Origin of the sequence: Pseudomonas sp. AU11447, from assembly GCF_001672555.2 — a bacterium.
In the GTDB taxonomy this organism is placed as follows: Bacteria; Pseudomonadota; Gammaproteobacteria; order Pseudomonadales; family Pseudomonadaceae; genus Pseudomonas; species Pseudomonas nitroreducens.
Window position 1 is genome coordinate 24735 of the sequence record NZ_LZDG02000030.1, and the last position, 23532, is coordinate 48266.

General features: G+C 67.1%; 18 protein-coding genes. 8 read left to right on the forward strand and 10 right to left on the reverse strand.

Features of this window, described 5'->3' with window-relative positions:
* Positions 1 to 169 precede the first annotated feature (169 nt).
* The 7 genes from A6723_RS08820 to A6723_RS08850 form a co-directional block, all read right to left on the reverse strand.
* Positions 170 to 1525, reverse strand: a complete 1356-nt coding sequence (locus tag A6723_RS08820) for a DUF1329 domain-containing protein (protein WP_054910673.1) — start codon at positions 1523 to 1525, stop codon at positions 170 to 172.
* Between the two features lie 14 nt (positions 1526 to 1539).
* Positions 1540 to 3390, reverse strand: a complete 1851-nt coding sequence (locus A6723_RS08825) for a DUF1302 domain-containing protein (protein ID WP_054910674.1) — start codon at positions 3388 to 3390, stop codon at positions 1540 to 1542.
* 112 nt (positions 3391 to 3502) lie between these two features.
* Positions 3503 to 4519, reverse strand: coding sequence for an MBL fold metallo-hydrolase (locus A6723_RS08830; protein ID WP_054910675.1), 1017 nt, complete (start codon positions 4517 to 4519; stop codon positions 3503 to 3505).
* 51 nt (positions 4520 to 4570) lie between these two features.
* The gene (locus A6723_RS08835; RefSeq protein WP_054910676.1) at positions 4571 to 6472 is read right to left on the reverse strand and encodes an acyl-CoA synthetase; all 1902 of its coding nucleotides are present in this window, start codon (positions 6470 to 6472) and stop codon (positions 4571 to 4573) included.
* The gene (locus A6723_RS08840; RefSeq protein ID WP_054910677.1) at positions 6472 to 7425 is read right to left on the reverse strand and encodes a fumarylacetoacetate hydrolase family protein; all 954 of its coding nucleotides are present in this window, start codon (positions 7423 to 7425) and stop codon (positions 6472 to 6474) included. Before A6723_RS08840 ends, A6723_RS08835 begins: the two co-directional genes overlap by 1 nt.
* 75 nt (positions 7426 to 7500) lie before the next feature.
* Positions 7501 to 8604, reverse strand: a complete 1104-nt coding sequence (locus A6723_RS08845) for a VOC family protein (RefSeq protein ID WP_064979615.1) — start codon at positions 8602 to 8604, stop codon at positions 7501 to 7503.
* A gap of 79 nt (positions 8605 to 8683) precedes the next feature.
* On the reverse strand, positions 8684 to 9298 hold the full coding sequence (locus A6723_RS08850; RefSeq protein WP_054910679.1) for a TetR/AcrR family transcriptional regulator: 615 nt from the start codon (positions 9296 to 9298) through the stop codon (positions 8684 to 8686).
* Between the two features lie 253 nt (positions 9299 to 9551).
* Here A6723_RS08850 and A6723_RS08855 point away from each other — a divergent pair, with 253 nt between their 5' ends.
* From A6723_RS08855 to A6723_RS08880, 6 genes are read left to right on the forward strand one after another with little or no spacing between them, the layout of a single operon-like run.
* Positions 9552 to 11177, forward strand: coding sequence for a bifunctional 3-(3-hydroxy-phenyl)propionate/3-hydroxycinnamic acid hydroxylase (locus A6723_RS08855; RefSeq protein WP_175405534.1), 1626 nt, complete (start codon positions 9552 to 9554; stop codon positions 11175 to 11177).
* Positions 11174 to 12820: an FAD-dependent monooxygenase gene (locus A6723_RS08860; protein ID WP_054910681.1), complete on the forward strand. Its 1647-nt coding sequence runs from the start codon at positions 11174 to 11176 to the stop codon at positions 12818 to 12820. Before A6723_RS08855 ends, A6723_RS08860 begins: the two co-directional genes overlap by 4 nt.
* A 2-nt stretch (positions 12821 to 12822) precedes the next feature.
* Positions 12823 to 13203, forward strand: coding sequence for a hypothetical protein (locus tag A6723_RS08865; protein WP_054910682.1), 381 nt, complete (start codon positions 12823 to 12825; stop codon positions 13201 to 13203).
* A 30-nt stretch (positions 13204 to 13233) separates the two neighbouring features.
* The gene (locus A6723_RS08870) at positions 13234 to 14307 is read left to right on the forward strand and encodes an amidohydrolase family protein (RefSeq protein WP_054910683.1); all 1074 of its coding nucleotides are present in this window, start codon (positions 13234 to 13236) and stop codon (positions 14305 to 14307) included.
* Positions 14308 to 14322: 15 nt separating this feature from the next.
* Positions 14323 to 15516 (forward strand): amidohydrolase family protein, encoded by a 1194-nt coding sequence (locus A6723_RS08875; RefSeq protein WP_256235519.1) that lies wholly within the window; start codon positions 14323 to 14325, stop codon positions 15514 to 15516.
* Positions 15517 to 15520: 4 nt separating this feature from the next.
* A complete protein-coding gene (locus A6723_RS08880) occupies positions 15521 to 16750 on the forward strand; it encodes an NADH:flavin oxidoreductase/NADH oxidase family protein (RefSeq protein ID WP_064979617.1) in 1230 nt (409 codons plus the stop codon).
* 6 nt (positions 16751 to 16756) lie between these two features.
* Here A6723_RS08880 and A6723_RS08885 read toward each other — a convergent pair whose 3' ends face one another.
* On the reverse strand, positions 16757 to 17404 hold the full coding sequence (locus A6723_RS08885) for a TetR/AcrR family transcriptional regulator (protein ID WP_054908504.1): 648 nt from the start codon (positions 17402 to 17404) through the stop codon (positions 16757 to 16759).
* A gap of 64 nt (positions 17405 to 17468) precedes the next feature.
* Positions 17469 to 19049 carry a bifunctional 3-(3-hydroxy-phenyl)propionate/3-hydroxycinnamic acid hydroxylase gene (locus A6723_RS08890; protein WP_054908505.1) on the reverse strand — a complete coding sequence of 527 codons (1581 nt, stop codon included), beginning with the start codon at positions 19047 to 19049 and terminating at the stop codon, positions 17469 to 17471.
* A gap of 487 nt (positions 19050 to 19536) precedes the next feature.
* Between A6723_RS08890 and A6723_RS08895 the strand changes: the two genes are divergently transcribed.
* Positions 19537 to 20589 (forward strand): DUF2235 domain-containing protein, encoded by a 1053-nt coding sequence (locus A6723_RS08895; protein ID WP_054908506.1) that lies wholly within the window; start codon positions 19537 to 19539, stop codon positions 20587 to 20589.
* Positions 20590 to 20680: 91 nt separating this feature from the next.
* Here A6723_RS08895 and A6723_RS08900 read toward each other — a convergent pair whose 3' ends face one another.
* Positions 20681 to 21424, reverse strand: a complete 744-nt coding sequence (locus tag A6723_RS08900; protein WP_054908507.1) for a class I SAM-dependent methyltransferase — start codon at positions 21422 to 21424, stop codon at positions 20681 to 20683.
* 628 nt (positions 21425 to 22052) lie between these two features.
* Between A6723_RS08900 and A6723_RS08905 the strand changes: the two genes are divergently transcribed.
* Positions 22053 to 23438, forward strand: coding sequence for an APC family permease (locus A6723_RS08905; RefSeq protein WP_054908508.1), 1386 nt, complete (start codon positions 22053 to 22055; stop codon positions 23436 to 23438).
* The last annotated feature ends 94 nt before the right edge of the window (positions 23439 to 23532 follow it).

Here is a 23532-nt window from a genome sequence, read left to right on the forward strand (position 1 = left end):
CTTGGCCCGGTTGCGGGTAATAGTGCATCCGCGCGATGCGTTGTAGTGCGTCCCTGATACGGATTGAGCAGGGCGGATGGCGGCAGAGCGGACGAGAGTCCCGGCTGCTGCCGCCAAGGGTGTATCGGGCCGAGGGGAGGTCAGTCCGCGGCTCGGCCCGACGCAGGGATCAGCGGATGCCCTGGTTGCGCAGCGCCGTCGGGGTGTAGTCGACACTGCTGGCCCTGAAGCCGAATTCCACCTGGGATTTCTCCTGGTTGGTCAGGCCCGAGACCAGGTAGCGGCCATTGATCAGGTCGTAGATGGCTTCCACGCCCAGCCAGGGAATCTGCTTGTCATACAGCGGTGTCATGAAGCTCTCGCCCACGCGCCAGAGGGTGCCGCGGCCGTCGTAGTGGTCGGCGAGCACGGCCTGCCAGGTGTCCTCGTCGAGGAACAGCACGCGGCGCGCGTAGATGTGCCGCTCGCCAGCGCGCAGGGTGCCCTCGACTTCCCACACGCGGTGTTTCTCGTAGCGCACCAGGTCCTGGTTGAGGTGGCCGGGCTTGACCAGGTCGTCATAGCGGTGGGCGGTGGAGTCGAGGGCGAAGCTGTTGTAGGGCACGTAGATTTCCTTCTTGCCCACCAGCTTCCAGTCGTAGCGATCCGGCGCGCCGTTGAACATGTCCAGGTTGTCCGCCACGCGCAGGCCGTCCGAGGCCGGGTAGGGACCGTCGTAGGCAATCTGCGGGGCGCGCCTTACGCGACGCTGGCCGGCGCTGTAGACCCAGGCCATGCGCGGCTCGCGGACCTGGTCGAGGGTCTCGTGGACCAGCACCACGTCACCGGCCAGCCGTGCCGGCGCGGTGACCAGCTGCTTGTAGTAGAAGAGGACGTTGTTGTCCTTGTCCGGGCTGTAGTCGGTGAGCTGGTCGCGGTAGCTGAACTGCTGCTGGAAGTACGTGGGCGTGTAGGTGCCGTTGGCGGTGGGCGTCGCTTGCACGTGCAGGCGCTGGGCGCTGCCGCCGCGGTAGCGGGTGATGTGGTTCCACAGCGCCTCGACGCCACTCTGCGGAATGGGGAAGGGGATCGCCGTCTGGAAGTCCTTCAGGCCGTTGCCGCCCTCGACCAGGCTGGCATGCCGCGCATTCGCGGCCACGGCTTGCAGCACCGCCGCCGGGTAGGTAGCCGAACGATGTGCGGGATAGACGTTGAGGTGGTAGTCCGGGTAGCGCTGGAGCATCGCCTGCTGGCCGGGCGTGAGGTTCGCCGCGTACTGCGCCATGTTCTTCGCGGTGATGCTGAACAGCGGTTTGTCGGCGCCAAAGGGATCGCTCAGGCGCCCGTCCGCGCCACGGCTGCCGGCGTTGGTCGGCAGGCCGCCGTCCCAGGCGGGAATGCTGCCGTCGGCATTGCCGGCACGCTCCGCGCCCAGCGGTGTGAGGGTGCTGCCCAGCTTTGCCGCTTCCGCTTCGGGAACGGCAGCCTGGAGGTTGAAGGGCAGGGACAGGAGGAGCAGGGAAGCGCACGCAAGTTTCTTGTTCATCGGGTTCTCTCCGCTTAGAACGACACGCCAAGGCTCAAGGCAAGGAAGTCCCGGTCGGTATTCACGTTGTACTTACCGCCGAAGAAGTTGGTGTAGGAAAGGCTCATGTTGTAGGTGTTGAGGTAGGTGCCATCGACGCCGACGCTGATCGCCCGCGCGCCCTGGTTGAAGCCCGGTTCCGGGGCGTAGCCGTGGACGTCGTGGGACCACGCCAGGTTGGGCCGCACCGTGGCGCCGTCGATGAGGTCGGCGTACTCCCAGATCGCCCGCGTCTGGTAGCCCCAGGCGGTGCTGGTGACGAAGCCCGAGTCGTTGCAGTACTGCGGCGTGACGCTGTTGCCGGTGCACAGGCTGTTGTCCGGGTACAGCGCCCCCTGGCCGAACACCGGGCTGCGGCCATAGCGCAGCTCGTCGTCGCCGCCCAGGCCGCCGACATGGGTGACGCCGATCTCGCCGATCAGGGTCAGGCGATCGGCGCCCATTACCTGGTCGAAGAAGTGCGTCGCGGTGACCTGCGCCTGAGTCACTTCCTTGCGCCGGTAGCCCTTGAGGATCGCGTTGTTGGCCGGTGCCGGCGCATCGCCGTAGACCGGTGTGAGCGCCGGTATGCCCAGGGTCGAGGTGACCAGGTCCACCGGGTTGATCTGCACCGGCATGTTCGGCCGGTAGCTGATCTCGCCGGCCAGGGTGGTGCCGGTGGGCAGGCTGGTGCTGAAGCTCAGGCCGTAGAGCTGGATGTCTTCGGGGTAGTCGGCGAAGTACTGGGCGCTGCCCAGGCGATAGGCCTGGGTCAGCTGCTGGCCGGCGCCGCTGCCGATCACCGCGCCGCAGAGGGCATCCGGAATGCCGAGGTTGCCGCACAGCTGCGGGGCGAAGCCCAGGTCGGCCGCGTGCGGGCCGCTGCGAACGCTGAGGTAGGGCTGGCGGCTGTGGTAGTTGATGAAGTAGCCGGCGAACTCGCTGTCCAGCTCCGGGGCGAACCAGCGCAGGGCCGCGCCCCACTGGCCGTCGTCGCGTGCTTCGCGGTCCTTGCCGCGGGGAATGACGATGCCCTCGTCGGTCAGGTTGATCCCCGCTGGCGCCAGGGCCTGGACCGCCAGTGGATTCTGGTTGATCACCGGGCCGGCGGCCAGGCCGTTGCAGCCGTCGGCCATCACGTCGGTGGTGGAGAAGAAGGTGCCGCAGTTGTCGATCACGGTCTTCTGCCATTCCAGTTGGTAGAAGGCCTCGGCGGACAGGTGCTCGCTGAAGTTCTGCGAGACGTAGAACATGTTCACCGGGATCAGCCCTTCCTTGATCTCCGAGCCGGGGCGGCGGAACGCCGCGACATCGATCGGGTTGATCGCGTTGATGCCGCCCTGGATGAAGGTGCTCTCGCCCCAGCTCACCACCTGCTTGCCCAGGCGCACGGTGCCGGGCAGGTCGCCGATGCTGTAGTTGTGGTAGAGGAAGGCATCGAGGAATTCGGCGCCGGAGGCCTTGGCGCCTTCCTCGCGGCCGTGGTCGTCGATGTCCTTGAAGTGCAGGTGCTCGTCCTTGAGCTTGAAGTCGTACCAGTACTTGCCGCGGACGAAGGCACCGGAGTCGCCGTACTTGAGCTCCAGGTCATGGATGCCCTTGAACACCTTGGAGAAGGTGTCGCCCTCGCGGAAGTTGCGTTTGCCGTCGTCGGAGCTGTGGCTGTGCAGCAGGCCGGCGTCGGCATTGCGCATGGCCCAGCTGGCGCCGACCGAGAGGCTGGAGTCGAACTGCCCCTCGATCTCGCCGAGGGAGAAGGTGAAGGCCTGTGCGCCGTCGCCGTAAACGGCCAGGCCGATGGCGGCGGGAAGCGCGAGCAGGTGCAAGGCGGGTGATCTGCGGTTCATCTGAAACGACCTCTTGTTGTTGTTCTGTCGTCTGCCGGCCCTTTTTCGGGCGCAGCGGGGCCCCGCTGGCCCGCGGCGTGCGGGCCAGTTGATGAAGGTGGTGGGTGAGGCGCTAGAGGCTCAGGTCGAGGGCGTCCTCCCCGAGCGTTATCTCGCCCGAATACTCATCGGCCATGCCGCTGACGAACATCCGTCTGGCGAGGAAGTTGTCCGGGGCCGGGATCAGGTGGGTGAGCAGCAGATGGCGGACGCCGGCGCGCTGGGCCATGCGTGCCAGCTCCAGGGTGTCGGCGTGGTAATCGAGTACGCGCACGGCCTGCTGGCCACGGTCCTTCTGCCCGGTGCGTTCGAGCGCGGCGGCGCCCTCGTGCACCAGATGCGCATTGATCGCCTCGTGCACCACCAGGTCGGCATCGCGCATGGCTTCCAGGTAGCGCTCGCTGACGCGGGTATCGCCGCTGATGAACAGCTTCCTGCCCTGGTAGCGCAGCACATAGCCGTACGCGGGTTCCACCGGATGGTGATCGACGCGGTAGGCATCGATGGTCACGCCGCCCTGGTCATAGACGCGCACCGCTTCCTGTCCTTCGGCGATCTCCACCCGGCGCGGCTCGGCGAATGCCAGGCGCCGGTCCGTGGCGGGCAGGGCATGGGCGCTGCGGTAGCTGGCGTCCTGGGCGTAGGCCATGGCCAGTCCCTCGACGACCTGCTCCACGCCGGTCGGGCCGTAGACCACGAAGGGCGTCTGCCGGCCGTAGATCCAGCTGTGGTTGATCAGCGCGCCGAGGCCATTGAAATGGTCCGAGTGCCAGTGGGTGATGAACACCTGGTTCAGTGCCTGGATTGGCACGTGGCTGGTCTCCAGGTTGCGCATGGCGTTTTCGCCGGCATCGAAGAGGAACAGCCGGCCGCCAGCGGCCACCAGGGTGCAGGCCTGGCCGCGGGTGGCATTCACCTGCGGCGTGCCGGTGCCGCAGAGGATGACGCGAATGGCATTGCCGCCCTGGATCAGGGACTGGTCGGTGTGGTCCTTGACCATGGCATCCAGCGCCGCGTGCTGGATGCGTTCGCAACCGGGCAGGGCGAGGACGAGCAGCAGGGCAAGGGCTCGGGGCAGTCGGGGTCGCATGGCACTTCCTTCGTCTTGTTCTTGTTGTGTGTGCGAGCGCTGTGGTCGGGCTCAGCCGTGCCAGTCCACCGCGAAGCTGTAGCGGCCCAGCGCACGGGCCAGTTCATCGCGCCCGGAGCCGGCGCGAACCTGTGCCACCAGTCCGCGACGGGCGTCCTGCACCACCTCCACGGCGATGCCGGCCAGGCCCTGGTTGTCCGCTTCCTGGCGGATCACCCGGGCGATTTCGCGTTGCTGCAGCGCGGGCTTGAAGATCTTGCCCACCGGCGTGACCGGCAGGGCGTCGAGAATCTCGATGCGCTTGGGCACCGCGGCGCGTTCGCTGATCCGCTGGTTGGCGAAATCCAGCAACGCAGCGCTGTCGGCACGTTGGCCGGTGGCGAGCTGCACATAGGCCACGGGAATCTCGCCGGCGTGCGGGTCGGGGCTGCCCACTGCCGCCACCAGTGCCACCGCCGGGTGCGCCTGCAGCGCTTCCTCGATCTGCTTCGGGTCGATGTTGTGGCCGCCACGGATGATCAGTTCCTTCTTGCGCCCGGTGAGCCAGAAGTAGCCCTGGGCGTCCTGCCGCCCGAGGTCGCCGGTGTTCAGCCAGCGCCGCCCGCCGATGTCGATCCACAAGCCCTTGTTGTGGCTGTCGTCGAGGTAGCCGAGGAACACGTTGGGTCCGTGGATGGCGATCACCCCGACCTCGTCGGTCTCGGCGTCGCGCAGGTAGGCGCCCTGATCGTCGAGGATCACCGCGCGCATGTCCTGGTAAGCCAGGCGCAGGCCGATGGAGCCGATCGGTCGTTCGCCGTCTGGCGGGTTGCTCGATGAAACGCACGCGCCTTCGGTGAGGCCATAGCCTTCGAGGATGCGCACGCCAACCACCCGCTCGAACTCGCGGAACAGTTCCACCGGCATCGGCGCGGCGCCACACAGTGCGTATTGCAGGCTGGACAGGTCGTGGCCGGCGACGGGTTGCTGCAGCAGGGCCGAATAGACGGTCGGTACGCCGGAGAAGAAGTTGATGCCGAAGTGCTCGACCATTGCCCAGAAGGCCGGGATCACGCCCTCGCCGCGATAGCCCTGGGGCGTGCCAATGATCACCCGGTCGCCATGGGTCCAGGGCATCAGCCCGGTCACCAGCTGGCCGTTGACGTGGAACAGCGGCAACCCGCAGAAGATCACCTGGCCGGGTTGGCGCGGCTGCATGTTGGCGGCCATCGCCCAGGCGTTGAAGACTTCCGAACCGTGGCTGCGCCGGGCGATCTTCGGCAGGCCGGTGGTACCGCCGGTGCAGAAGTAGGAGGAAGGTTCTTCCGCGCGGATGACACGGCCGCTGCTGAGTTGCTTGCCGCTCTCGCGGCGCATCAGGCGGCGCAGGTCATGGATGCGCAGGCGCGGGTGGCGCTGGCGTTCGCGCCGCGCCATCCAGCGCAGCGCGAGGGATGCCACGGTGCCGACGTAGGGCGCCATGCTCACCCAGAGCACCTCTTGCACACCGGGCAGGCTGTCGAGCTGGCTGGCCAGCTTGGGCCACAGGTCGCTGCCGGGTGTCGGCGCCAGGGTCACCACCAGCCGCGCATTGGCGGCGCGCAGCAGGTCGCCGATCTGTGCGGCCTCCAGCAGCGGGTTGATCGCCAGGACGATGCCCGCGGCCTCGCCGCCCCAGATGACGAAGTGGGTTTCCGGCAGGTTCGGCAGGAGGAAGGCGACCACGTCCTTCGGCCCGATGCCGAGCCGGTGGAGGGCGTTGGCGGCGCGGGTGATGTCGGCGAACAGCTCGGCGTAGGTCCAGTCGTGGGTACGACGGAAGTCCTTTGCTTCGAGGAAGAAGCTCAGCGCCGTCGACGTGGCGTGTTCGCCGGCGCAACGGCGCAGCGCTTCGTAGGTGCTGGCGGGCAACTCACGGCGGGCCAGCGCAACGCTTTCCAGCGCCTGGATATCGGCGAGGGTCTGCACGGCCATCAGGCTTGCTCCACCACGCGGTTGCGCTGCACGCCCAGGTCGACCACGCCATCGGCGCTGCGGATGCTCGCCTCGACCAGGTCGCCGGCCTTGAGGTACTGGCTGCGCCCCGCCTGCGTCTTGAGGAAGGCCTTCCACTTGATGTGCTCGGGCAGCAATGCGGCGATGCGCTGCTTGGCCGGCGAGGGCACCGACAGCGCACAGCCTGCCGGCGTGCCGGTGGCGATCAGGTCGCCGGCAGCGAAGTCCTGCACCCCGGACAGCTCGCTCAGGGTCTCCGCCGGGCCATGCACCAGGTTGGCGGTACTGTCGCTCTGGCGCACCTCGCCGTTGACCGTGAGGCGCAGCCGCAGGTCCTTCAGGTAGCCCATGTCGTTCTTCTGCAGCAGGCACAGGTACGGGCCGACCGGGCCGAAGGTGCGGAAGCTCTTGCCCTTGTAGAACTGCATCTGCGGGATCTGGATGTCGCGCGCCGAGTAGTCGTTGACGATCACCACGCCGGCGATGAACTCGTGCAGGTTGGCGTCGTTGACCGCGACCTTGCCGGTGATCTCCCGGCGCAGCACCAGGCCCAGCTCGATCTCGTAGTCGAGGAAGCGCACCTGGCGCGGTTTGATCAGGTCGCTGTCGGCGGCGACGATGCAGCTCTGCGCCTTGGTGAAGATCATGTTGAAGTGCTTGGCGTCCGGGTCCATGCCCGACTCGATCATGTGCTGCCGGTAGTTGGCGCCCTGGCAGACGAACTGCTGGTCGCGGGTGATCGGCGAGAGCAGCTTGACCGCTTCCAGCGCCAGTTCGTCGCCACGCAGCTCGGTGAGCTCTTCGACGTCAACCTGGCGGATCAACTCGCCGGTACTGGCGTAGCGGCCGGGCAGGGGGCTGATGCGGCCCTGGCGCAGGACGCCCCAGCGGGTTTCGTTCTGGTGTTCGAAGCGGACAACGTGCACGGGCATGGCAACGACTCCTGGTACGGCGGTGGGCCGCGTCGGGGCGGCGATTGTTGTTGTGCTTGTGGTTGTGCGGCGGGCCTAGCCGAACATCCGCGCCAGCGTGATCAGCTTGCGCACTGTCAGGTCCGGGCTGTGCCGCAGGTTGTGCAGCAGGATGCGCAGCTTCTGCAGGTTCATAGCCGGCTTGGTGAAGCTCTTGGGCATGCGCTGGCCCCATTGCGACATGGCCTCGGGGCTGACGGCGTGCAGCCCGGTGGGGCGCTCGGCGGTGAACAGGTCGCCATCGCAGTAGTGCTCGTGCTTGTCGCCCCAGGGGTCCTGCCAGTAGTCGAAGATCTGGCTGCCGAGGATGTGCCGACCGATGCCCCAGGCGTGCTTCCAGCCACTCTCGCGCAGCACCCGCTGGCCCATGCCGACGGCGTCGGCATCCACCACTTCGTAGGCGCTGTGGCTATAGGCGGCCATGAAGCCCTGGGCCAGTGCCAGGGTGTGGTGGTCGGCTGGCGTGTCGCCCAGGTCCAGGCGCAGGAAGGCCACCGCCGGAGAGCCATCGGGCAGTACCTGCACGTCGCTGGGAATGAAACCGAAATGCTTGGTGTACCAGCCGGCGGTGGCCTGGTAGTCGGCCACTTCGAGTACCACGTGGCCGAGCTTGATGATGTCTGGCGGAGCCACGGGCGGGCGCTGGGTGGCGTTGATCCGCGGCGCCTCGTCGACCTGGTTGAGCGGCAGCGCCAGGCGGTGAGCCAGCGCGCTGGCCGGCTGCTGGCCGTGGATCGCCTCGACGACGAAACCGGAGGGGTCACGCAGGCTCACGCTTTCGCCGCCGCCGGGTGCAGTCGACTGCTGGATTGGCGATGCGCCCGGCAGGCGCGCCAGTCGCTGCAGGTCCTCGCGCGACTCGACGGCCAGGCCGAAGCCGACGAAGCGTGCCTGCGCCGCCCGTTCAACCCGATAGCAGTACGGCGCCGGGCCGGTGCCGCGCAGGTACAGGCAGTCCGCGTCGCGGCGTGCCAGGGTCAGGCCGAAGTCACCGAGAAAGCGCTCGGCCTGCTCCAGGTCCGGGCGTTCGAAGATCAGGTGGGCCAGCGCGCGAGCCTTGACCGTCGGCTGCGGATGGCGTGCCGGCTGCGGCGTCGCCAGCGCGGTGGACTGGCTTGCGGAAGGGTGCTGACGGCTCATGTTTGTTGTTCTCCGTGGCTTTCGTCAGGCAAGGCTTCGCCATCGCCCCTGAAAAGGGGCGTTGGCAGGTTCGGGTGGATCAGTCCGCGGGTGGCAGCACCGGTAGCTCACCGGTGGACAGGCTGCGCGCTTCCTCCGGCGCCACGCCGAGCGCGCGCAGGGTCAGCTCGGCGGCGTCGCTGCCGGCCTGGCGCCAGGTGCGATGTCCCTCCAGGACCAGGAACATCGAACTGAGCACGGCGCCGGCGATCATCGAGATCGCCGACGGCAGCTGCTCCTGGCGGAAGCTGTAGCGGCCGTTGGCGAGCCCGCTGAGCAGGTCGGCGGTCGGCGGGCCGAACCACATGCCGCGCAGCGATTCATCGCTCATCGAGAAGCGGCTGATGAAGGCGCCCCAATGGGGCTCTTCATGGGCCCGGCGAATGAAGAAGCGAATGCCGTTGGCCAGGCGCAGGGCCGGGTCCGAGGTCTCGCCGAAGCTCTTCACCACACGCTGGTGCATCTCCGCGGCCAGGTGGCTGGCCACGTGCTGGAAGAGGTCATCGATGGACTGCAGGTTGTTGTAGATCGTGCCCCGGGCCACACCGGCCTCCTGGGCCAGGTCGCTGATGTTCACCTGGCTCGCGCCCTTCTCGGCGAACAGGCGCAGGGCGGCCTGGTGGATACGGCGTTGTACGGGGTTGAGGGTTTCCATGAAAAGACGGCTCCAACGTCAAGCTTGGGCTGATTGAACACGTGCGTTCAAAATAAGTCAACAGGGTCTATCGGGTGTCATTTTTCCTGCCTTCCCCGTGGATTCTCCCGTCTTTCGCGCCTATCCGGCGCTGTAGCGATCCCTTGGAAAGGCTCTGGCCGGAGGGTTTCAGTGAGGAATGCTGTTCTCCAGTTGACTGAATTGAACACTGGTGTTCAAAATGATTCGGCGATGTATTCCTCTGGAGCGAGCAATGCAAGAGTCCATAACAACAACGACAACCTGTGACGTGATCATCGTCGGCCTCGGCCCCACCGGGGCGGTGCTGGCCAACCTGCTGGGCCGCTACGGCTGGTCCGTGGTCGGCCTGGAGCGCGACGAGGACCTTTACTATGCCCCGCGTGCCGTGCACTTCGATGACGAGATCATGCGCATCTTCCAGTTCGCCGGCCTGGCCGGCGACATCGGCCGCACCAGCGAGTCGTTCACCGACATGGAGATCATCCTGCGCCCTGGGCGCAAGCCGGTCACCCGTTCGCGCATCGGCAGCCAGGACCGCCGCTACGGCCATCCCGGCGCCTGGTGGTTCCACCAGCCGACCCTGGAGCGGCATTTCCACGACGGCCTCAAGCGCTACCCCAACGTCACCCCGGTGTACGGCTGTCGCGTTACCGGCGTCGAGCAGGACGCCGAAGGCGTGCGCGCCACCGCCGTGCAGCGTGACGGCAGCGAGCGGGTATTCCAGGGGCGCTACCTGATCGGTTGCGACGGCGGCAAGAGCTTCGTCCGCCGTGAGGCCGGGCTGCGCCTGGAGTCGGCCAACTTCGACGAAGCCTGGGTGGTGGTGGATACCAAGACCCGTTCCGGGGAGAAGGATGCGCTGCTGCCGGCCAACCACTCGCAGGTGTGCAACCCGGCGCAGCCGGTGACCTACGTGCCCATGGCCGGCCCGTACTACGAATGGCAGTTCATGGTCACCGGCGGCAAGTCCGAGCGCGAGGCCACCGATCCCTACCTGGTGCGCCAGCAACTGCGCGACTTCGTCGACCTCGACAAGATCGAGATCACCCGCATCGCCTACTACAAGTTCCACGGCCTCTGGGCCAACGACTGGCGCAATGGCCGGATCATCCTGGCCGGCGACTCGGCGCACCAGATGCCGCCATTCCTCGGCCAGGGCATGTGCTCTGGCGTGCGCGACGCCAGCAGCCTGTGCTGGCGCCTGGACATGGTGCTGCGCGGCGCCGCGCGGGAGAAACTGTTCGACGACTACGAGGCCGAACGCTCGGCCCATGTGCGCGAGATCATCAATGGCGCGATGTTCCTCGGCAACGTCATCCAGACCCGCCACCGCGGCGTGGCCTTCCTGCGTGACTGGCTGCTGTTCCGCATCGCCGGCCTGGTGCCTTTCGCCAACAAGGCGTTCGCCGACAAGGCCAATCGCAAGAAGCCCCTGGCCGCCGGTTTCTGCGGCTGGGGGCACCGGCTGTCCGGCCACCTGGCCCTGCAGCCGAAAGTGTTGCGGGACGGGGAGGGCGAGCGGCTGCTGCTCGACGAGGCGCTTGGCCACGGCTTTGCCGTGCTTGCCCGACGCGGTTGCCTCGACACCCAGCGAGCCCAACTGGAGCGCCTGGTGCAGCAGGTGGACCTGCGCGTGCTGGAGTTCGCCGAGGACCCGTCCGGCCCGGTGCTGGGCGACCCCACCGGCGCGCTGCAGGACTGGTTCGACGAAGCGGACATGGACTTCGTGCTGATCCGCCCCGACCGCTATGTCTTCGACGCCGGCCGCGCCGATCAGCTGGGGCGCGTCGCCGAGCGCTTCCTCGCCGGCCTGTCGCTGGTCCGCCACAGCAATCAACCCCAAGGAGTGGCGGCATGATCGACACCCCCGTTCTCATCAGCGGCGCCGGCCCGGTCGGCCTGACCCTGGCGCTGAACCTCAGCCGCCTGGGGATTCGCTCAGTGCTGCTCAACGATCGCCGGCAGACCACCACGCATCCCAAGCTGGACGTGGTGAACTGCCGCTCCATGGAAATCTTCCGCCAGCTGGGCATGGCCGAACGCATCCGTGCGGCCGGCAACCCGACCGACGCCAACCAGTATTCGGCGATGGCGGCATCGGCCAGCGGGCCGTTCTACAGCGTGATGTCCGACCGTCACCTGATCTACCAGCCGGTCAGCCAGGCCGAGCAGGCCATCCGTGCCTGCCGCGACGGCAGCCTGCCGCTGGAGTCGATGCAGCGCATCGCGCAGATGCACCTGGAGCCGGTGCTGATGGCAGAAGTGGAAGCCGACCCGAACATCGAGCTGCGCATGGGCTGGCGCCTGTATGGCTTCGAGCAGGGCTCCACCGGCGTGGTGGCGATGGCCCATGAAGTGGATAGCGGCGAGGCGCAGCAGTTCTTCGCCCAGTACCTGATCGGCTGCGACGGGCCCAACAGCCGCGTGCGCAACTTCCTCAACATCGATTACGACGGCACTCGCGACCTGGTCGGCGAGCTGTTCATCATCCACCTGCGCTCCGACGAGATTGCCGGGCTGTTCCCCAACAACCAGCCCTACTGGCATACCTGGCTGACCCGGCCGGGCTTCGCCGGCCTGCTGGTGTCGCCGGACGCCAGCCGCAATGACTACGTGCTGCACCGGCCCTTTGCACCGCGCCCCGGTGAGTCGCTGGAGAGCGTGGTGGACGCCGCCCTCGGCACCCGGCTGCGCTACGAGATCGTCCAGTCCGGCCCGTGGCGCCCGCAGTTCCTGGTGGCCCGCTCGTTCGGCCGGCAGCGCGTGTTCATTGCCGGCGATGCCACCCACCAGTTCATGCCCACCGGTGGCCTGGGCATGAACACCGGGGTGGCCGAGGCGCACAACCTGGCCTGGAAGCTGGCCGCCTGCCTGGCCGGCTGGGGCGGCCCGCGCCTGCTGGAAAGCTACGAGGCGGAGCGCCTGCCGGTGGCCCGGCGCAATCGCGAGCACGTGAAGAAGTGCGCGGCGGCGACCTTCGAGGCGCAGATGCGGCGCGACGATGCGCTGCTCGCCCAGGGGGCGGCAGGCGATGCCGCGCGGCAGGAAGCTGGGCGCGAGTTCGAGCGCAAGGTCTCGCGGCTCTACGAATCGCTGGGCGTGGAAATCGGCTACCGCTACCACGGCTCGCCGGTGATCGAGCCGGACACCGCCAGCGAGCCGGCCTATGAGGAAGTTCGCTACACGCCCACCACCTGGTCCGGCGCGCGGCTGCCCAGCGCGTTCCGCGAAGATGGCACGGCGCTCTTCGATCAGCTTGCGCTGGGTGGCTACACCCTGCTGGCGTTCGACGCCGAGGCCGAAGCCTGCGCGCCGCTGCAGGAGGCGGCGCAGGAATGTGGCGTACCGCTGAACGTGCTGCCGATCCACGAGAAATACCTGGCGACCCTGTACGAGCGGCGCTTCGTGCTGGTGCGGCCTGACCAGCATGTGTGCTGGCGCGGCGACAGCCTGCCGGTCGATTGCTACTCGCTGTTCAACCGTCTGCGCGGAGCCCGCTGACCATGAGCCTGTTCATCGATTCACTGAAACTGCGCCTGCTGCTGTTGGCGTCCATCCCGTTGCTGCGCCGCGCCGAACGCCGCTCGGCGCGCCTGCGCGAGCTGCTGCACGAGGACTCCTTCGTGCTGCAGATCCGCACGGCCGATGGCGTCGGCGGCTACTACCGGCTGCGCGGCGGGGTGCTCAGCCTGCATCGCGGCGAACACCGTCGGCCGGACTTCACCCAGCACTGGCAGCGCAGCTCGGATGCCCTGCGGGTGATGCTCAGCCGCGACGAGACCGACATGCTGCGCGCCGTCGAAGGCGGGCAGTGCCAGCTGCAGGGGCGCTTCGCAGTAGCCCTGTGGTTCAACGAGGCGATGAAGATTGCCCGTGCTGCCTGAACCCTCCCGGATCACACAAGGACAACAACAATGACGATCCAACAAGGTCGAATCGACGTGCACCACCACATCATCCCGCCGGCCTTCGTCGAGGTCATGGCGAACAAGGGCCTGGACATGGTGGCCGGTGCGCCGCTGCCGAAATGGTCGCCGCAGAAGTCCATCGAGGTGATGGACCTCAACGGCATCCAGACCGCCATCACCTCACTGTCGGCGCCGGGCGTGCATTTCGGCGGGGGAGTGGAGCAGGCCCGCGAGCTGGCGATGCGCTGCAACGACTTCGCCGCGCAGATGCGCAGCGATCATCCGGGGCGCTTCGGCAACTTCGCCGTGCTGCCCACGCCTTTCACCGAGGCGGCGTGCCGCGAAGCCATCCGCGCACTGGATGAACTGAAGGCCGAGGGCGTGGTGCTGCTGGGCAGCACCGATGGCGTGTTCCTCGGCGACGCACGTTTCGACGAGCTGATGGCGGAACTGGATCGCCGCGCAGCCATCGTCTTCGTGCACCCGAACATGCACGAAAGCAGCGAGAAGCTGGGCATCGCCGCGCCGGGTTTCCTGGTCGAGTTCCTCTGCGACACCACCCGCGCGGCGGTGAACCTGATCCTCACCGGCACGCTGGAGAAGTACCCGCGTATCCGCTGGATCCTCGCCCATGGCGGTGGCTTCCTGCCCTACGTGGCCTGGCGCGTATCCCTGGCCAACGCCCTGCCGCAATTCCAGGACAAGGCGCCACAGGGCGTGATGACCTACCTCAAGCGCTTCTACTACGACACCGCGCTGTCGCCGTCGCGCTACTCCATGGCGGCGCTGAAGGAACTGGTGGCGCCCTCGCAGATTCTTTTCGGCAGCGATTTCCCCTTCGCCCCGGCACCGGTCACCACCTTGACGTGCCAGACCCTGGAGGAGAACCCGTTGTGGTCGGACGAGCAGCGCTATGGCATCAATCGTGGCCATGCACTGAGCCTGTTCCCGCAGTACCGCGAAGCGCAGGAACAGGTGGCCGCGGCGCCGATCTTCAGTGGCGAATCCTTCGGCAGCCGAGTGAAGCGCAGCTTGACCCGGCCGCTGGGCGCCTACGTCGAACGTGTGCGCAGCCGCTGATCCGGGGGGGAACGCATGAATCGCCGAGAATTCGTGATGGGCGCCGGCGTACTCGCCAGCGCCTCGTTGCTGGCCGCTGAACTGCCAGCCCTGTCGCCGACAGGTGCTCCCTCCGATGCCGTTGCGCCCGCGCAGCGCCCGTCGCCACCGGCGCCCGGCCGCATCGACGTGCACCACCACATCCTGCCGCCGTTCTACGCCGAAGCGTTGCGTCGCCAGGGGCTGGACAAGGTGGCGGGGGTGGCCTTGCCGGAGTGGTCGGCGCAGCGTTCGCTGGAGCTGCTCGACGGGCAGGGGCTGCAGACCGCAATCACCTCGATCTCGTCGCCCGGTGTCTGGTTCGGCAACGACCGTGCCGCCGCCGAACTGGCGCGCCGCTGCAACGAGTTTGCGGCGGAGCTGGGCCAGCAGCATGCCGGGCGTTTCGGCAGCTTCGCCTGCGTGCCGCTGCCGGCCACCGAAGTGGCGTGCAGCGAGGCGCTCCACGCGCTGGATGTGCTCAAGGCCGATGGCCTGGTGCTGCTGGCCAGCAATGACGGCGTGTTCCTCGGCGATGCGCGTTTCGACGAGTTGATGGCCGAGCTGGATCAACGCGGGGCGACGGTTTTCCTCCACCCGAACCTGCACCCAAGCAGCCAGACGCTGGGGTTGGCGGCACCGGGCTTCCTGCTGGAGTTCGTCTGCGACACCACGCGGGCGGCAGTGAACCTGATCCTCAGCGGCACGCTGGAGCGCTATCCCCGCATCCGCTGGATACTCGCCCACGCCGGCGGCTTCCTGCCGTATGCGGCCTGGCGGGTGTCGTTGGCCAACGCCTTGCCACAGTTCGCAGAGCAGGCGCCGCTGGGTGTGATGACCTACCTTCGGCGCTTCTATTTCGACACTGCGCTGGCACCGGCCGCACCGTCCATGGTGGTGCTGCGCGAGCTGGTCGAGCCCGGCCAGGTGCTGTTCGGCAGCGACTTCCCGTTCGCGCCGCAGGCGCTGGTGGCCGAGCAGGTCAGCACGCTTGCCGCCAGCCGCGTCTGGAGCACGGCGGATCTCGCTGGCATTGGTCGTGGGCACGCGTTGAGCCTGTTCCCGCGCTTCGCCGCGCCGGGCGAAGCGGTGGCCATTGCATTGCCGCATGAATCCGAGTCGACCTTGCACTGGTTGGGACGCAGCGCCGGCAAGCCGTTCGCCGCCCTGGCCCAACACTTGAAGGACTGAAGCCATGAGTCAATTGTTCGAGCCGCTACGTCTGCCCAATGGCCAGGTGATCCGCAACCGCATCGCCAAGGCGGCGATGGAGGAAAACCTCGCCGATGCCGACCACGCGCCCGGCGACACTTTGTTGCGTCTGTATCGAAGCTGGGCCGAGGGCGGTGCCGGGTTGATCATCACCGGCAACGTGATGGTCGATCGCCGCGCGCTCACCGGCCCGGCCGGCGTGGTGCTGGAAGACGAGCGCCTGCTGCCGCGCTTCCGGCGTTGGGCCGAGGCCTGTCGCAGCCATGGGGCGCACGCCTGGATGCAGATCAACCATCCGGGCCGCCAGTTGATGGCCGATCTGGGCCAGCCGGCCCTCGGGCCTTCCGCCATCGCGGTGGATATTCCCGGCCTGAAGAATGTCTTCGCCCAGCCGCGCGCGCTCACCGGCGCGGAGATCGACGGGCTGATCCAGCGCTACCTGAATGCCGCGCTGCTGGCCGAACGCGCCGGTTTCAGCGGGGTACAGGTACACGCTGCACACGGCTATCTGTTCAGCCAGTTCCTCTCGCCGCTGAGCAACCGGCGCGAGGATGACTGGGGCGGCAGCCTGGAAAATCGTGCGCGCATCCTGTTGCGTACGGTGGAAGCGATCCGCGCGCGGGTAGCGCCTGATTTCTGCGTGGCGGTGAAGCTCAACTCCGCCGATTTCCAGCGCGGCGGTTTCGCGGCGGAGGATGCCGAGGCCGTGGTGCGCCTGCTCAACGAGCGGGGCGTGGACCTGGTCGAACTGTCCGGCGGCAGCTACGAAAGCCCGGCGATGCAGGGGCAGACCCGCGACGGCAGCACCCTGGCGCGGGAAGCGTACTTCCTGGAGTTCGCCGAGCGTATCGCCGCCACGGCACGCATGCCGTTGATGGTCACGGGAGGCATCCGCCGGCGGGAGGTCGCCGAGCGCGCCTTGCAGGGGGCGGTCGCCATGGTGGGGATGGCCACGGCCCTGGCCGTCGATCCAGCCCTGCCCAGGCGCTGGCAGGCCGGCGAGGGCGCGCGGGTCGAGCCGATAGTCGTGGCGTGGAAGAACAAGGCCTTCGCCGCGGTGGCAACCCAGTCGGTGGTGAAGAAACAGCTGGTGCTGCTCAGCCAGGGGCGCCCGACCAATCCGCGTACTTCGCCGCTGCTGGCGTTGATCGGCAACCAGTTGAAGCTGCGCAAGCAGTCGCGCCGCTACCGGCGCTGGGTAGCCCAGGGCTGACGCGGGTCAGCCGCCCTGCGGCAAGGGCAGGGCGGCAATCTTCGAAGCCCTGGCGGGGGTGGCGCCCAGGGCGCGCAGGAGCATTTCGCTGAGCAGCACGTCCTGGCCTTCGGGTGCCCGACCCTCAAGGGTGGCGCGGATGGCCCCGGTGGCGCCGGCAATTACCAGGTCCAGCGCCACATCTTCATCGGCATAGCTGAAGACGCCTTCGGCCAGGCCGCCGCGCAGGTCCTCGCGAACATGGTTGGCCAGCGTCGAGTGCATGGCCTGGTCGTAGTGGATCACTCGCAACAGCGCGCTGGCCCATTGCGGGTCGGACTGTGCGTGCAGGACGAACATGCGCACGCCGATTGCCAGCCGCCGGGAGCCGCTGGAAATGCCGGCGCTGAGCTGGCTGATGGTCTCGGAGAAGTCGCCGGCCAGCGAGATGCCCACCGCCTCGGCCAGTTCCTCGCGTGTCTTGAAGTAGTTGTAGATGGTGCCGGTGGACACCTGGGCCTCGGCGGCCAGGTCCTGGAACACCGTTGCGGCGATATCCTGCCGGGCGAATACCCGCAGGGCCGCATCGAGCAGGCCCTGGCGGGTTCGCGCGCGTTTCTTGTGGCCGCGGGTGAGCGGCTCGCTGTGGTCTTCGCAGGGGGGGCGGTCGGTCATGGCGGGTCGTCGGCTGCGGGGCTGCGGCGATGATACGGGAAGCCCATGGCCGACCGGTACCCGCTCATGCCCGCAGCAGCGCCTGGCAGTGCTGCAGCAGGTCGCCAGCCTGCTCGGGGCGGCACTGGTGCATGATGATGCGGTCCGGCCGTACCACCGCCAGGGCCGGGGCCGGCCAGGGTGTCAGCAGGGCGCCGTCGAGGGTCTCGGCGAAATCCGCACGGCTGTCGTCGCGGGCATGGCCGATCTGCAGGAAGCTGCCACCCAGTTCCAGCCATTGCCTCTGCTGCGTGGCGTCGAGCCAGCGGCGCGGGTCGGTGCCCAGGCCGACCAGTTGCAGGTGATCGCCCAGCAGTTGGTCGCTCAGGCAGATGCGCCCCGCATGGCGGACCCAGGCCTGCGGAAACAGCCCGCCGCTGACCAGCCGCGCGCGCCGCGGGCTGCGTATGAACAGGCCGCGGCGGAAGCGGTGCCTGGGCTTGATGTCGAGGTCCTCGAGGTGCCGCCGTGCCGCCGGGATGATCCGCAGGGTTTTCATGAACCCGTGGATCAGGATGGCCGCCAGGGCATTGCCGGGCATGACCAGGCGGCCCATGAGCTTGGCCAGGTCGATCATCTCGCGGGCATGGGGCTGGCGTTCCTGGTCGTAGCTGTCGAGTATTCGCGGCGTGGCACGCCCCTGGAGGACCCAGGAGAGTTTCCAGGCGAGGTTGGCCACGTCGCGCAGGCCGGCCACCAGGCCCTGGCCGACGAAGGGCGGGGTAATGTGCGCGGCATCGCCGACGAGGAACACCCGGCCCTGCTGGAAGCGCTCGCAGCAGCGAGCGTGAAAGCGATAGACCGCCTGGCGCTCGATCTTCAACTGCTGGGGCTCGATCCAGGGCGCCAGCAGGGAGCGGATGCGTTCCTGGTCTTCCATCTCGTCACGGGTTTCGCCGGGGCGCAGCATGAACTCCCAGCGCTCGCGGCCGCCGGGGGCGGGCATGTGCGGTGTAGGCCGGCGGTGGTCGCAGAGGAACTCGACGTGGTCGATGGCCTTTCCCTGGCGCGCGCCGGCATCGACGATCAGCCAATCCTCCGAGTAGCTCTGGCCGTTGAACTCCTGCCCGATCAGCCCTCGCACCCGCGAGCTCGCGCCGTCTGCGCCGACGAGGTAGCGGCAGCGAACCGGGTGCGACTGGCCGCGCTCATCGAGCAGGGTGGCGGTAATTCCGCTGTCGTCCTGGGTGAAGTCCTGCAGCTCCAGGCCGCCCCGGCAACGCAGGTTCCCATAGCGCTGCGCCTGCCGCCGCATCGCCTGCTCCAGGTCGGGTTGGTAGAAGGTCACCAGCTTGTGGTGGCCGTCGATGCGGCCGCTGGTATTGGCCTGGCCGAACTGGCCGACGATGGGGCAGTGCATCTTTACCTGGGGAATCACCACCGTCTCGAAGGCATCCTCCTCCAGCCCGGCGAGCTGGAGGATGCGCAGCGCTTCGTTGTCCAGGGCAATGGCCCGCGGCATGGGCAGGATGTCGTGGGTCTTGTCGATCACCAGGCTGTCCACGCCGTAGCGGCCCAGCAGGGCCGCCAGCGTGGCGCCGACCGGGCCATTGCCGACCACCAGCACGTCGACCGATTCGGGGAGGAACTCATTGTTGTTATGCATTGGGAGATCCGGGTCCGTGGGGAGTAGCCCGGATCCTGCTGATCCGGGTGGAGCGGAATCTATCAAAAATGACGAATACGTCAATATTGGTTTTTTCATCATAAATTCCGTCGAAGCAATCGAGTGCCGGGCGAGCGGGAGAAGGTGCCGGGAGGAGGCCGTGCTTTCGGCTTCGGTTTCCGAACCGTCAGCGTCGACCGACTGGTAGCCGTTGTTCGTCACTCAGGGCGAATCAGCGCACCGGGATCGCCCGTCAGCGCAGTCCGCCGTGCGGCGATGCAGCCCTGCCGATGGGCAACTACAGTTGCCCATCGAGGGCGATACCGACGAAGGGGCTTCGGACCTTTGCTCAGAATGAAAAGTCATCCGTCGTGCATTCTTGCGAGGGCCTTCTCCACTCGTGTTTCCGGTTTGAACCTCGCCTGCGAAAGCAGCAACGGAGCGGGAAGTTTCGAGCAGCCAGAACGACTGGCGTTGGAGAAAAGGCATGCCCAAGAAAATCATCATTTCCTTCGACGGAACCTGGAACACGCCGGACGCGAAGTCCGAGATCAAGGGCAGTAAAAGCACCAATGTGTGGAAGCTGCATGCTTCCATCCTGCCCACCGACAAGGACGGCACGACGCAGGACAAGTGGTACGACAAGGGTGTCGGCACCGCGTGGTACGACCGTCTCGCGGGCGGGGCCTTCGGCGTGGGGCTTTCCGAGAAGATCCTCGATGGCTACCGGCAACTGGTCACGACCTATGAGGCCGGTGACCAGATCTACCTGTTCGGCTTCAGCCGTGGGGCCTATACGGCGCGCAGCCTGGTGGGGCTGATCCGCAATGCCGGCCTGCTCAAGCCCGAGCACATCGACCTGACCAACGAAGCCTACGGCCTGTACCGGACCCGCGACGAGGGCGCGGATTCCGACAGTGCCAAGCTGTTCCGGGACAATTTCTCGCGGGTGATCTCCATCCACATGCTCGGCATCTGGGATACCGTGGGTGCCCTGGGCGTGCCGCTGGAATCCTTCGACTGGTTCAACAAGGCCTATTACGAGTTCCATGACACCGAGCTCAGCTCGATCGTCCACAACGCCTTCCAGGCGCTGGCCATCGACGAGTGGCGCAAGAATTACCAGTGCACGCTGTGGGACCCGAAGAGCAAGCCCAACCAGCGTGTGGAGCAGGTCTGGTTCTCCGGTGCGCACGCCAACGTCGGCGGTGGCTACCCAGACAACAGCCTGTCGGACATCGCCCTGGTGTGGATGGTCAACAAGGCGATCGAGTGCGGCCTGGCGGTGGATACCGGCAAGACCCCGAGCCTGCCCACCACCACCCAGCCCATCACCAACTCCTACAAGGAGTTCCTGGGCGGCGCCTACAGCCAGCTCACCCCGCCGTATTACCGGGATATCGGCAACACGCCCTTTGGCCAGGAGGCGATCGATCCCAGCGTGGAGGACCGCCTCAAGCACGATGCCCAGTACAAGCCGAAGAACCCGGTGGGCGGCCATCTCACTGGTAACTTCACGCCGGTGGGCAAGATCCGCTGACGATCAGCACGCTGGCCGGTGGCGTGGTTGCGTATTCCTCGTCGAGCGGCCAGCACAGTCGCTCACGCCGCGGCGAATACCATGGCCTTCGTTAGCGCTTCACGCAGACGAACAGCGCGTTGCCTGAGCTGCCGGTCCAGGGCGTGATCCGTTCGTAGTCGTGCTCGAAGACCTGAACCTCGAAGAGCGGCTCCAGCAGCCGCTGCAGCTCGGCGAAGGTCACCGCGACCATCGCGTGTTCGTCCTGCCAGGCCTGGGTGTCGCCGGCGCTGATCTTCTCGATACTCAGGCGCAGCGCCTGGCGCTCGCCCGCACCGCTGTAGTACCAGCCGGAACCGAAGGTGAACTGGCTACCCTCGTGCTCGACCGAATGGCGCACGAAGGAGCGGTTGTCGATCTGCCCCTTGTCCACGCTGTTGAAGCAGAACACGCCGCCGTCCGCGAGGGCTGCGTGCACGCTCGCCAGGCACGCCTGCAACTGCTCCACGCCGGGGTTGTAGTGGATCGAGTAGAGGAAGCAGGTGATCAGGTCCAACGGCGCGTCGACGCGGAAGCTGGCCATGTCCTGCCGGCTGAAGTGCGCCTCGGGGCAGCGCTGCCGGGCGATGTCCAGCATCGGCTGGTTGATGTCCAGGCCGGCGCTCTGGTAGCCGAAGTCGAGGAAGTGGCGCACGTGCGGCCCGGTCCCGCAGGCGAGGTCCAGGTGCCTGTGCCCCTGGTTGCCGAACAATTGGTGCAGGCGGCGCACGCAGTGGCTCTGCGCCTGGTAGTCGATGTCGGCGCACATCAGGTCGTAGTAGGAGGACAGGTCGGTGTACAGCGCGTTGGAGGACATAGGCAGCCAGGGAAAGGGTTCGCCGCAGGTTGGGGCGCGGCATGGTACATCAGCCGTGGCCGATCCCCGCGGAAATCGGACTGGCGTGGTCGATGAGGCAGGTGTCATGGCGAGCATCCGGTGCCTGGATCGGGTTGCCCGGGCTGACGGCCAGCCATCGCGTCCGACAGCGGAACCGGTCGCCGGCTCCGCAATGCACGGCCATTTTTTTCATTGGCCTCGAAAATATTTTTACTAATTTTCCTCCGCGAAAAGCTGAAGCACCATGCCGCCCCATTCCAACAACAACGTCCTTCGAGGCGGCCAGCAGGAGTGCCCAGGTGCAAGCGTTCAACGAGTGGCGGCAGTGTTTTGCAGCACGGACATCCATCGATGACGCACTGAGCGGCGCCCCTCGGCTCGCACTGCGGGAGGGGGCTGTTGCCATGCTCCACCTCCCGGCTTCCCTGGCCCCGCACGCTTGCCGGGCCGCCCCGATCGACCCCCGCTGAGTTCCTCCGGCAGCGGCTGCCCGAGGCTTGGCTTCGGCTGAGGTCATCGGGCATCCGACCGCTGCGCAGGAAGCCTCGACCGGCATCGCGCCGTTCCAGTCCAACGAGCCCAGAGGCTCGCAGTCCATGAGTCAGCCATGAAAAAAACAACAAGCGCTTCCGCTACGTCCTTGCCTGCCCATCCAGCCCATCACCCATCGCCGTCGTCGCGCAGTTTCCGCAAGTCGCTGGGGATTCCGGCGCTGGTGCTGTTCGGCCTCGCCTACATGGTGCCGCTGGCCGTCTTCACCACCTACGGCCTGGTGACCCGGATGAGCAAGGGGCATCTGCCAACAGCCTATCTCTTCACCCTCGCGGCCATGCTGCTGACTGCCTACAGCTATGGGCGCATGGTGCAGGCGCACCCGTATTCGGGGTCCGTCTACAGCTACACGCGCAAGACCTTCGGCGCGGCCTTCGGCTTCATGGCAGGCTGGACGCTGCTGCTGGACTACATCTTCCTGCCGTTGCTGAGCTACCTGCTGATCGGCATCTACATGACCGACTACTTCCCCTCCGTGCCGCTGTCGGTGTGGATACTCGGGTCCATCGCGCTGGTGACCCTGCTCAACCTCGTCGGCATCGAGTCGATCACCCGGGTCAACTGGGTGCTGATCGTCGCGCAGATGGTTTTCGTGGTGGTGTTCATTGCGCTCTCGCTGAGCCACCTGGGTGCCCAGGCGGAGCCGGTGGCGCTGGTCCAGCCGTTCTATGACGAGCACTTCAGCCTGCCGCTGGTGATGTCCGGTGCGGCGGTACTGTGCCTGTCCTTCCTCGGCTTCGATGCCGTCTCGACCATGGCCGAGGAAACCCCGGAGCCGCGCCGGCAGATTCCCGCAGCGATCATGCTGGTAACCCTGATCGGCGGCGTGCTGTTCATCGTCATGGCCTACTTCGGCCAACTGGTGTTCCCCGAGTGGCAGGCGCTCACCGATGCCGATTCCGCGGCGCTCGACGTGCTGCGCCGGATCGGCGGCGAGTGGCTGGTGACCTTCTTCACCGCGACCTACGTGGCGGGCTGCTTCGCCTCGGCGATGGTGTCCCAGGCGAGCGTCTCCCGCGTGCTCTTCGCCATGGGCCGGGATGGGGCGATTCCCCGTGTATTCGGCAAGCTGGTGACGAAGAAACGCGTGCCGGCGAACGCAATCATCCTGATCAGCCTGCTGTCGCTGATCGCCCTGTTCGTCACCCTGGATACCGTCGCCAACATGATCAGCTTTGGCGCGCTCTTCGCGTTCTCGGCGGTCAACCTGGCGGTGATCAAGCACTACCTGATCGATGAGCGCCTCACCGGCAAGGGCAACTACCTGCGCTACGGGGCGCTGCCGGCCGTGGGCTTCCTCAGCACCATCTGGCTCTGGTCGAGCCTGTCGGGGATGTCCTTCCTGATCGGCTTCGGCTGGATGTGCCTGGGGTTCATCTGCCTCGCCAGTGCGACGCGCATGTTCCAGCAGCAACTGCCTGACCTCAACATGGCGGAGTGATCGCCTGCCCGGGAGGAGCCGCGGCCGAGCCCCGGCTTCTTTCCTGCGCAGCCGATACTGGTTAAGGTGGCGCGACTTCGAGGAACGGGCCGGA

Coding starts and splice junctions, on each gene's coding strand:
- A6723_RS08845 (WP_064979615.1), bottom strand. CDS start 8,604: ATGAGCCGTCAGCACCCTTCCGCAAGCCAGTCCACCGCGCTGGCGACG.
- A6723_RS08840 (WP_054910677.1), bottom strand. CDS start 7,425: ATGCCCGTGCACGTTGTCCGCTTCGAACACCAGAACGAAACCCGCTGG.
- A6723_RS08820 (WP_054910673.1), bottom strand. CDS start 1,525: ATGAACAAGAAACTTGCGTGCGCTTCCCTGCTCCTCCTGTCCCTGCCC.
- A6723_RS08825 (WP_054910674.1), bottom strand. CDS start 3,390: ATGAACCGCAGATCACCCGCCTTGCACCTGCTCGCGCTTCCCGCCGCC.
- A6723_RS08900 (WP_054908507.1), bottom strand. CDS start 21,424: ATGTCCTCCAACGCGCTGTACACCGACCTGTCCTCCTACTACGACCTG.
- A6723_RS08885 (WP_054908504.1), bottom strand. CDS start 17,404: ATGACCGACCGCCCCCCCTGCGAAGACCACAGCGAGCCGCTCACCCGC.
- A6723_RS08890 (WP_054908505.1), bottom strand. CDS start 19,049: ATGCATAACAACAATGAGTTCCTCCCCGAATCGGTCGACGTGCTGGTG.
- A6723_RS08850 (WP_054910679.1), bottom strand. CDS start 9,298: ATGGAAACCCTCAACCCCGTACAACGCCGTATCCACCAGGCCGCCCTG.
- A6723_RS08875 (WP_256235519.1), top strand. CDS start 14,323: ATGAATCGCCGAGAATTCGTGATGGGCGCCGGCGTACTCGCCAGCGCC.
- A6723_RS08870 (WP_054910683.1), top strand. CDS start 13,234: ATGACGATCCAACAAGGTCGAATCGACGTGCACCACCACATCATCCCG.
- A6723_RS08830 (WP_054910675.1), bottom strand. CDS start 4,519: ATGCGACCCCGACTGCCCCGAGCCCTTGCCCTGCTGCTCGTCCTCGCC.
- A6723_RS08895 (WP_054908506.1), top strand. CDS start 19,537: ATGCCCAAGAAAATCATCATTTCCTTCGACGGAACCTGGAACACGCCG.
- A6723_RS08855 (WP_175405534.1), top strand. CDS start 9,552: ATGCAAGAGTCCATAACAACAACGACAACCTGTGACGTGATCATCGTC.
- A6723_RS08865 (WP_054910682.1), top strand. CDS start 12,823: ATGAGCCTGTTCATCGATTCACTGAAACTGCGCCTGCTGCTGTTGGCG.
- A6723_RS08905 (WP_054908508.1), top strand. CDS start 22,053: ATGAAAAAAACAACAAGCGCTTCCGCTACGTCCTTGCCTGCCCATCCA.
- A6723_RS08880 (WP_064979617.1), top strand. CDS start 15,521: ATGAGTCAATTGTTCGAGCCGCTACGTCTGCCCAATGGCCAGGTGATC.
- A6723_RS08860 (WP_054910681.1), top strand. CDS start 11,174: ATGATCGACACCCCCGTTCTCATCAGCGGCGCCGGCCCGGTCGGCCTG.
- A6723_RS08835 (WP_054910676.1), bottom strand. CDS start 6,472: ATGGCCGTGCAGACCCTCGCCGATATCCAGGCGCTGGAAAGCGTTGCG.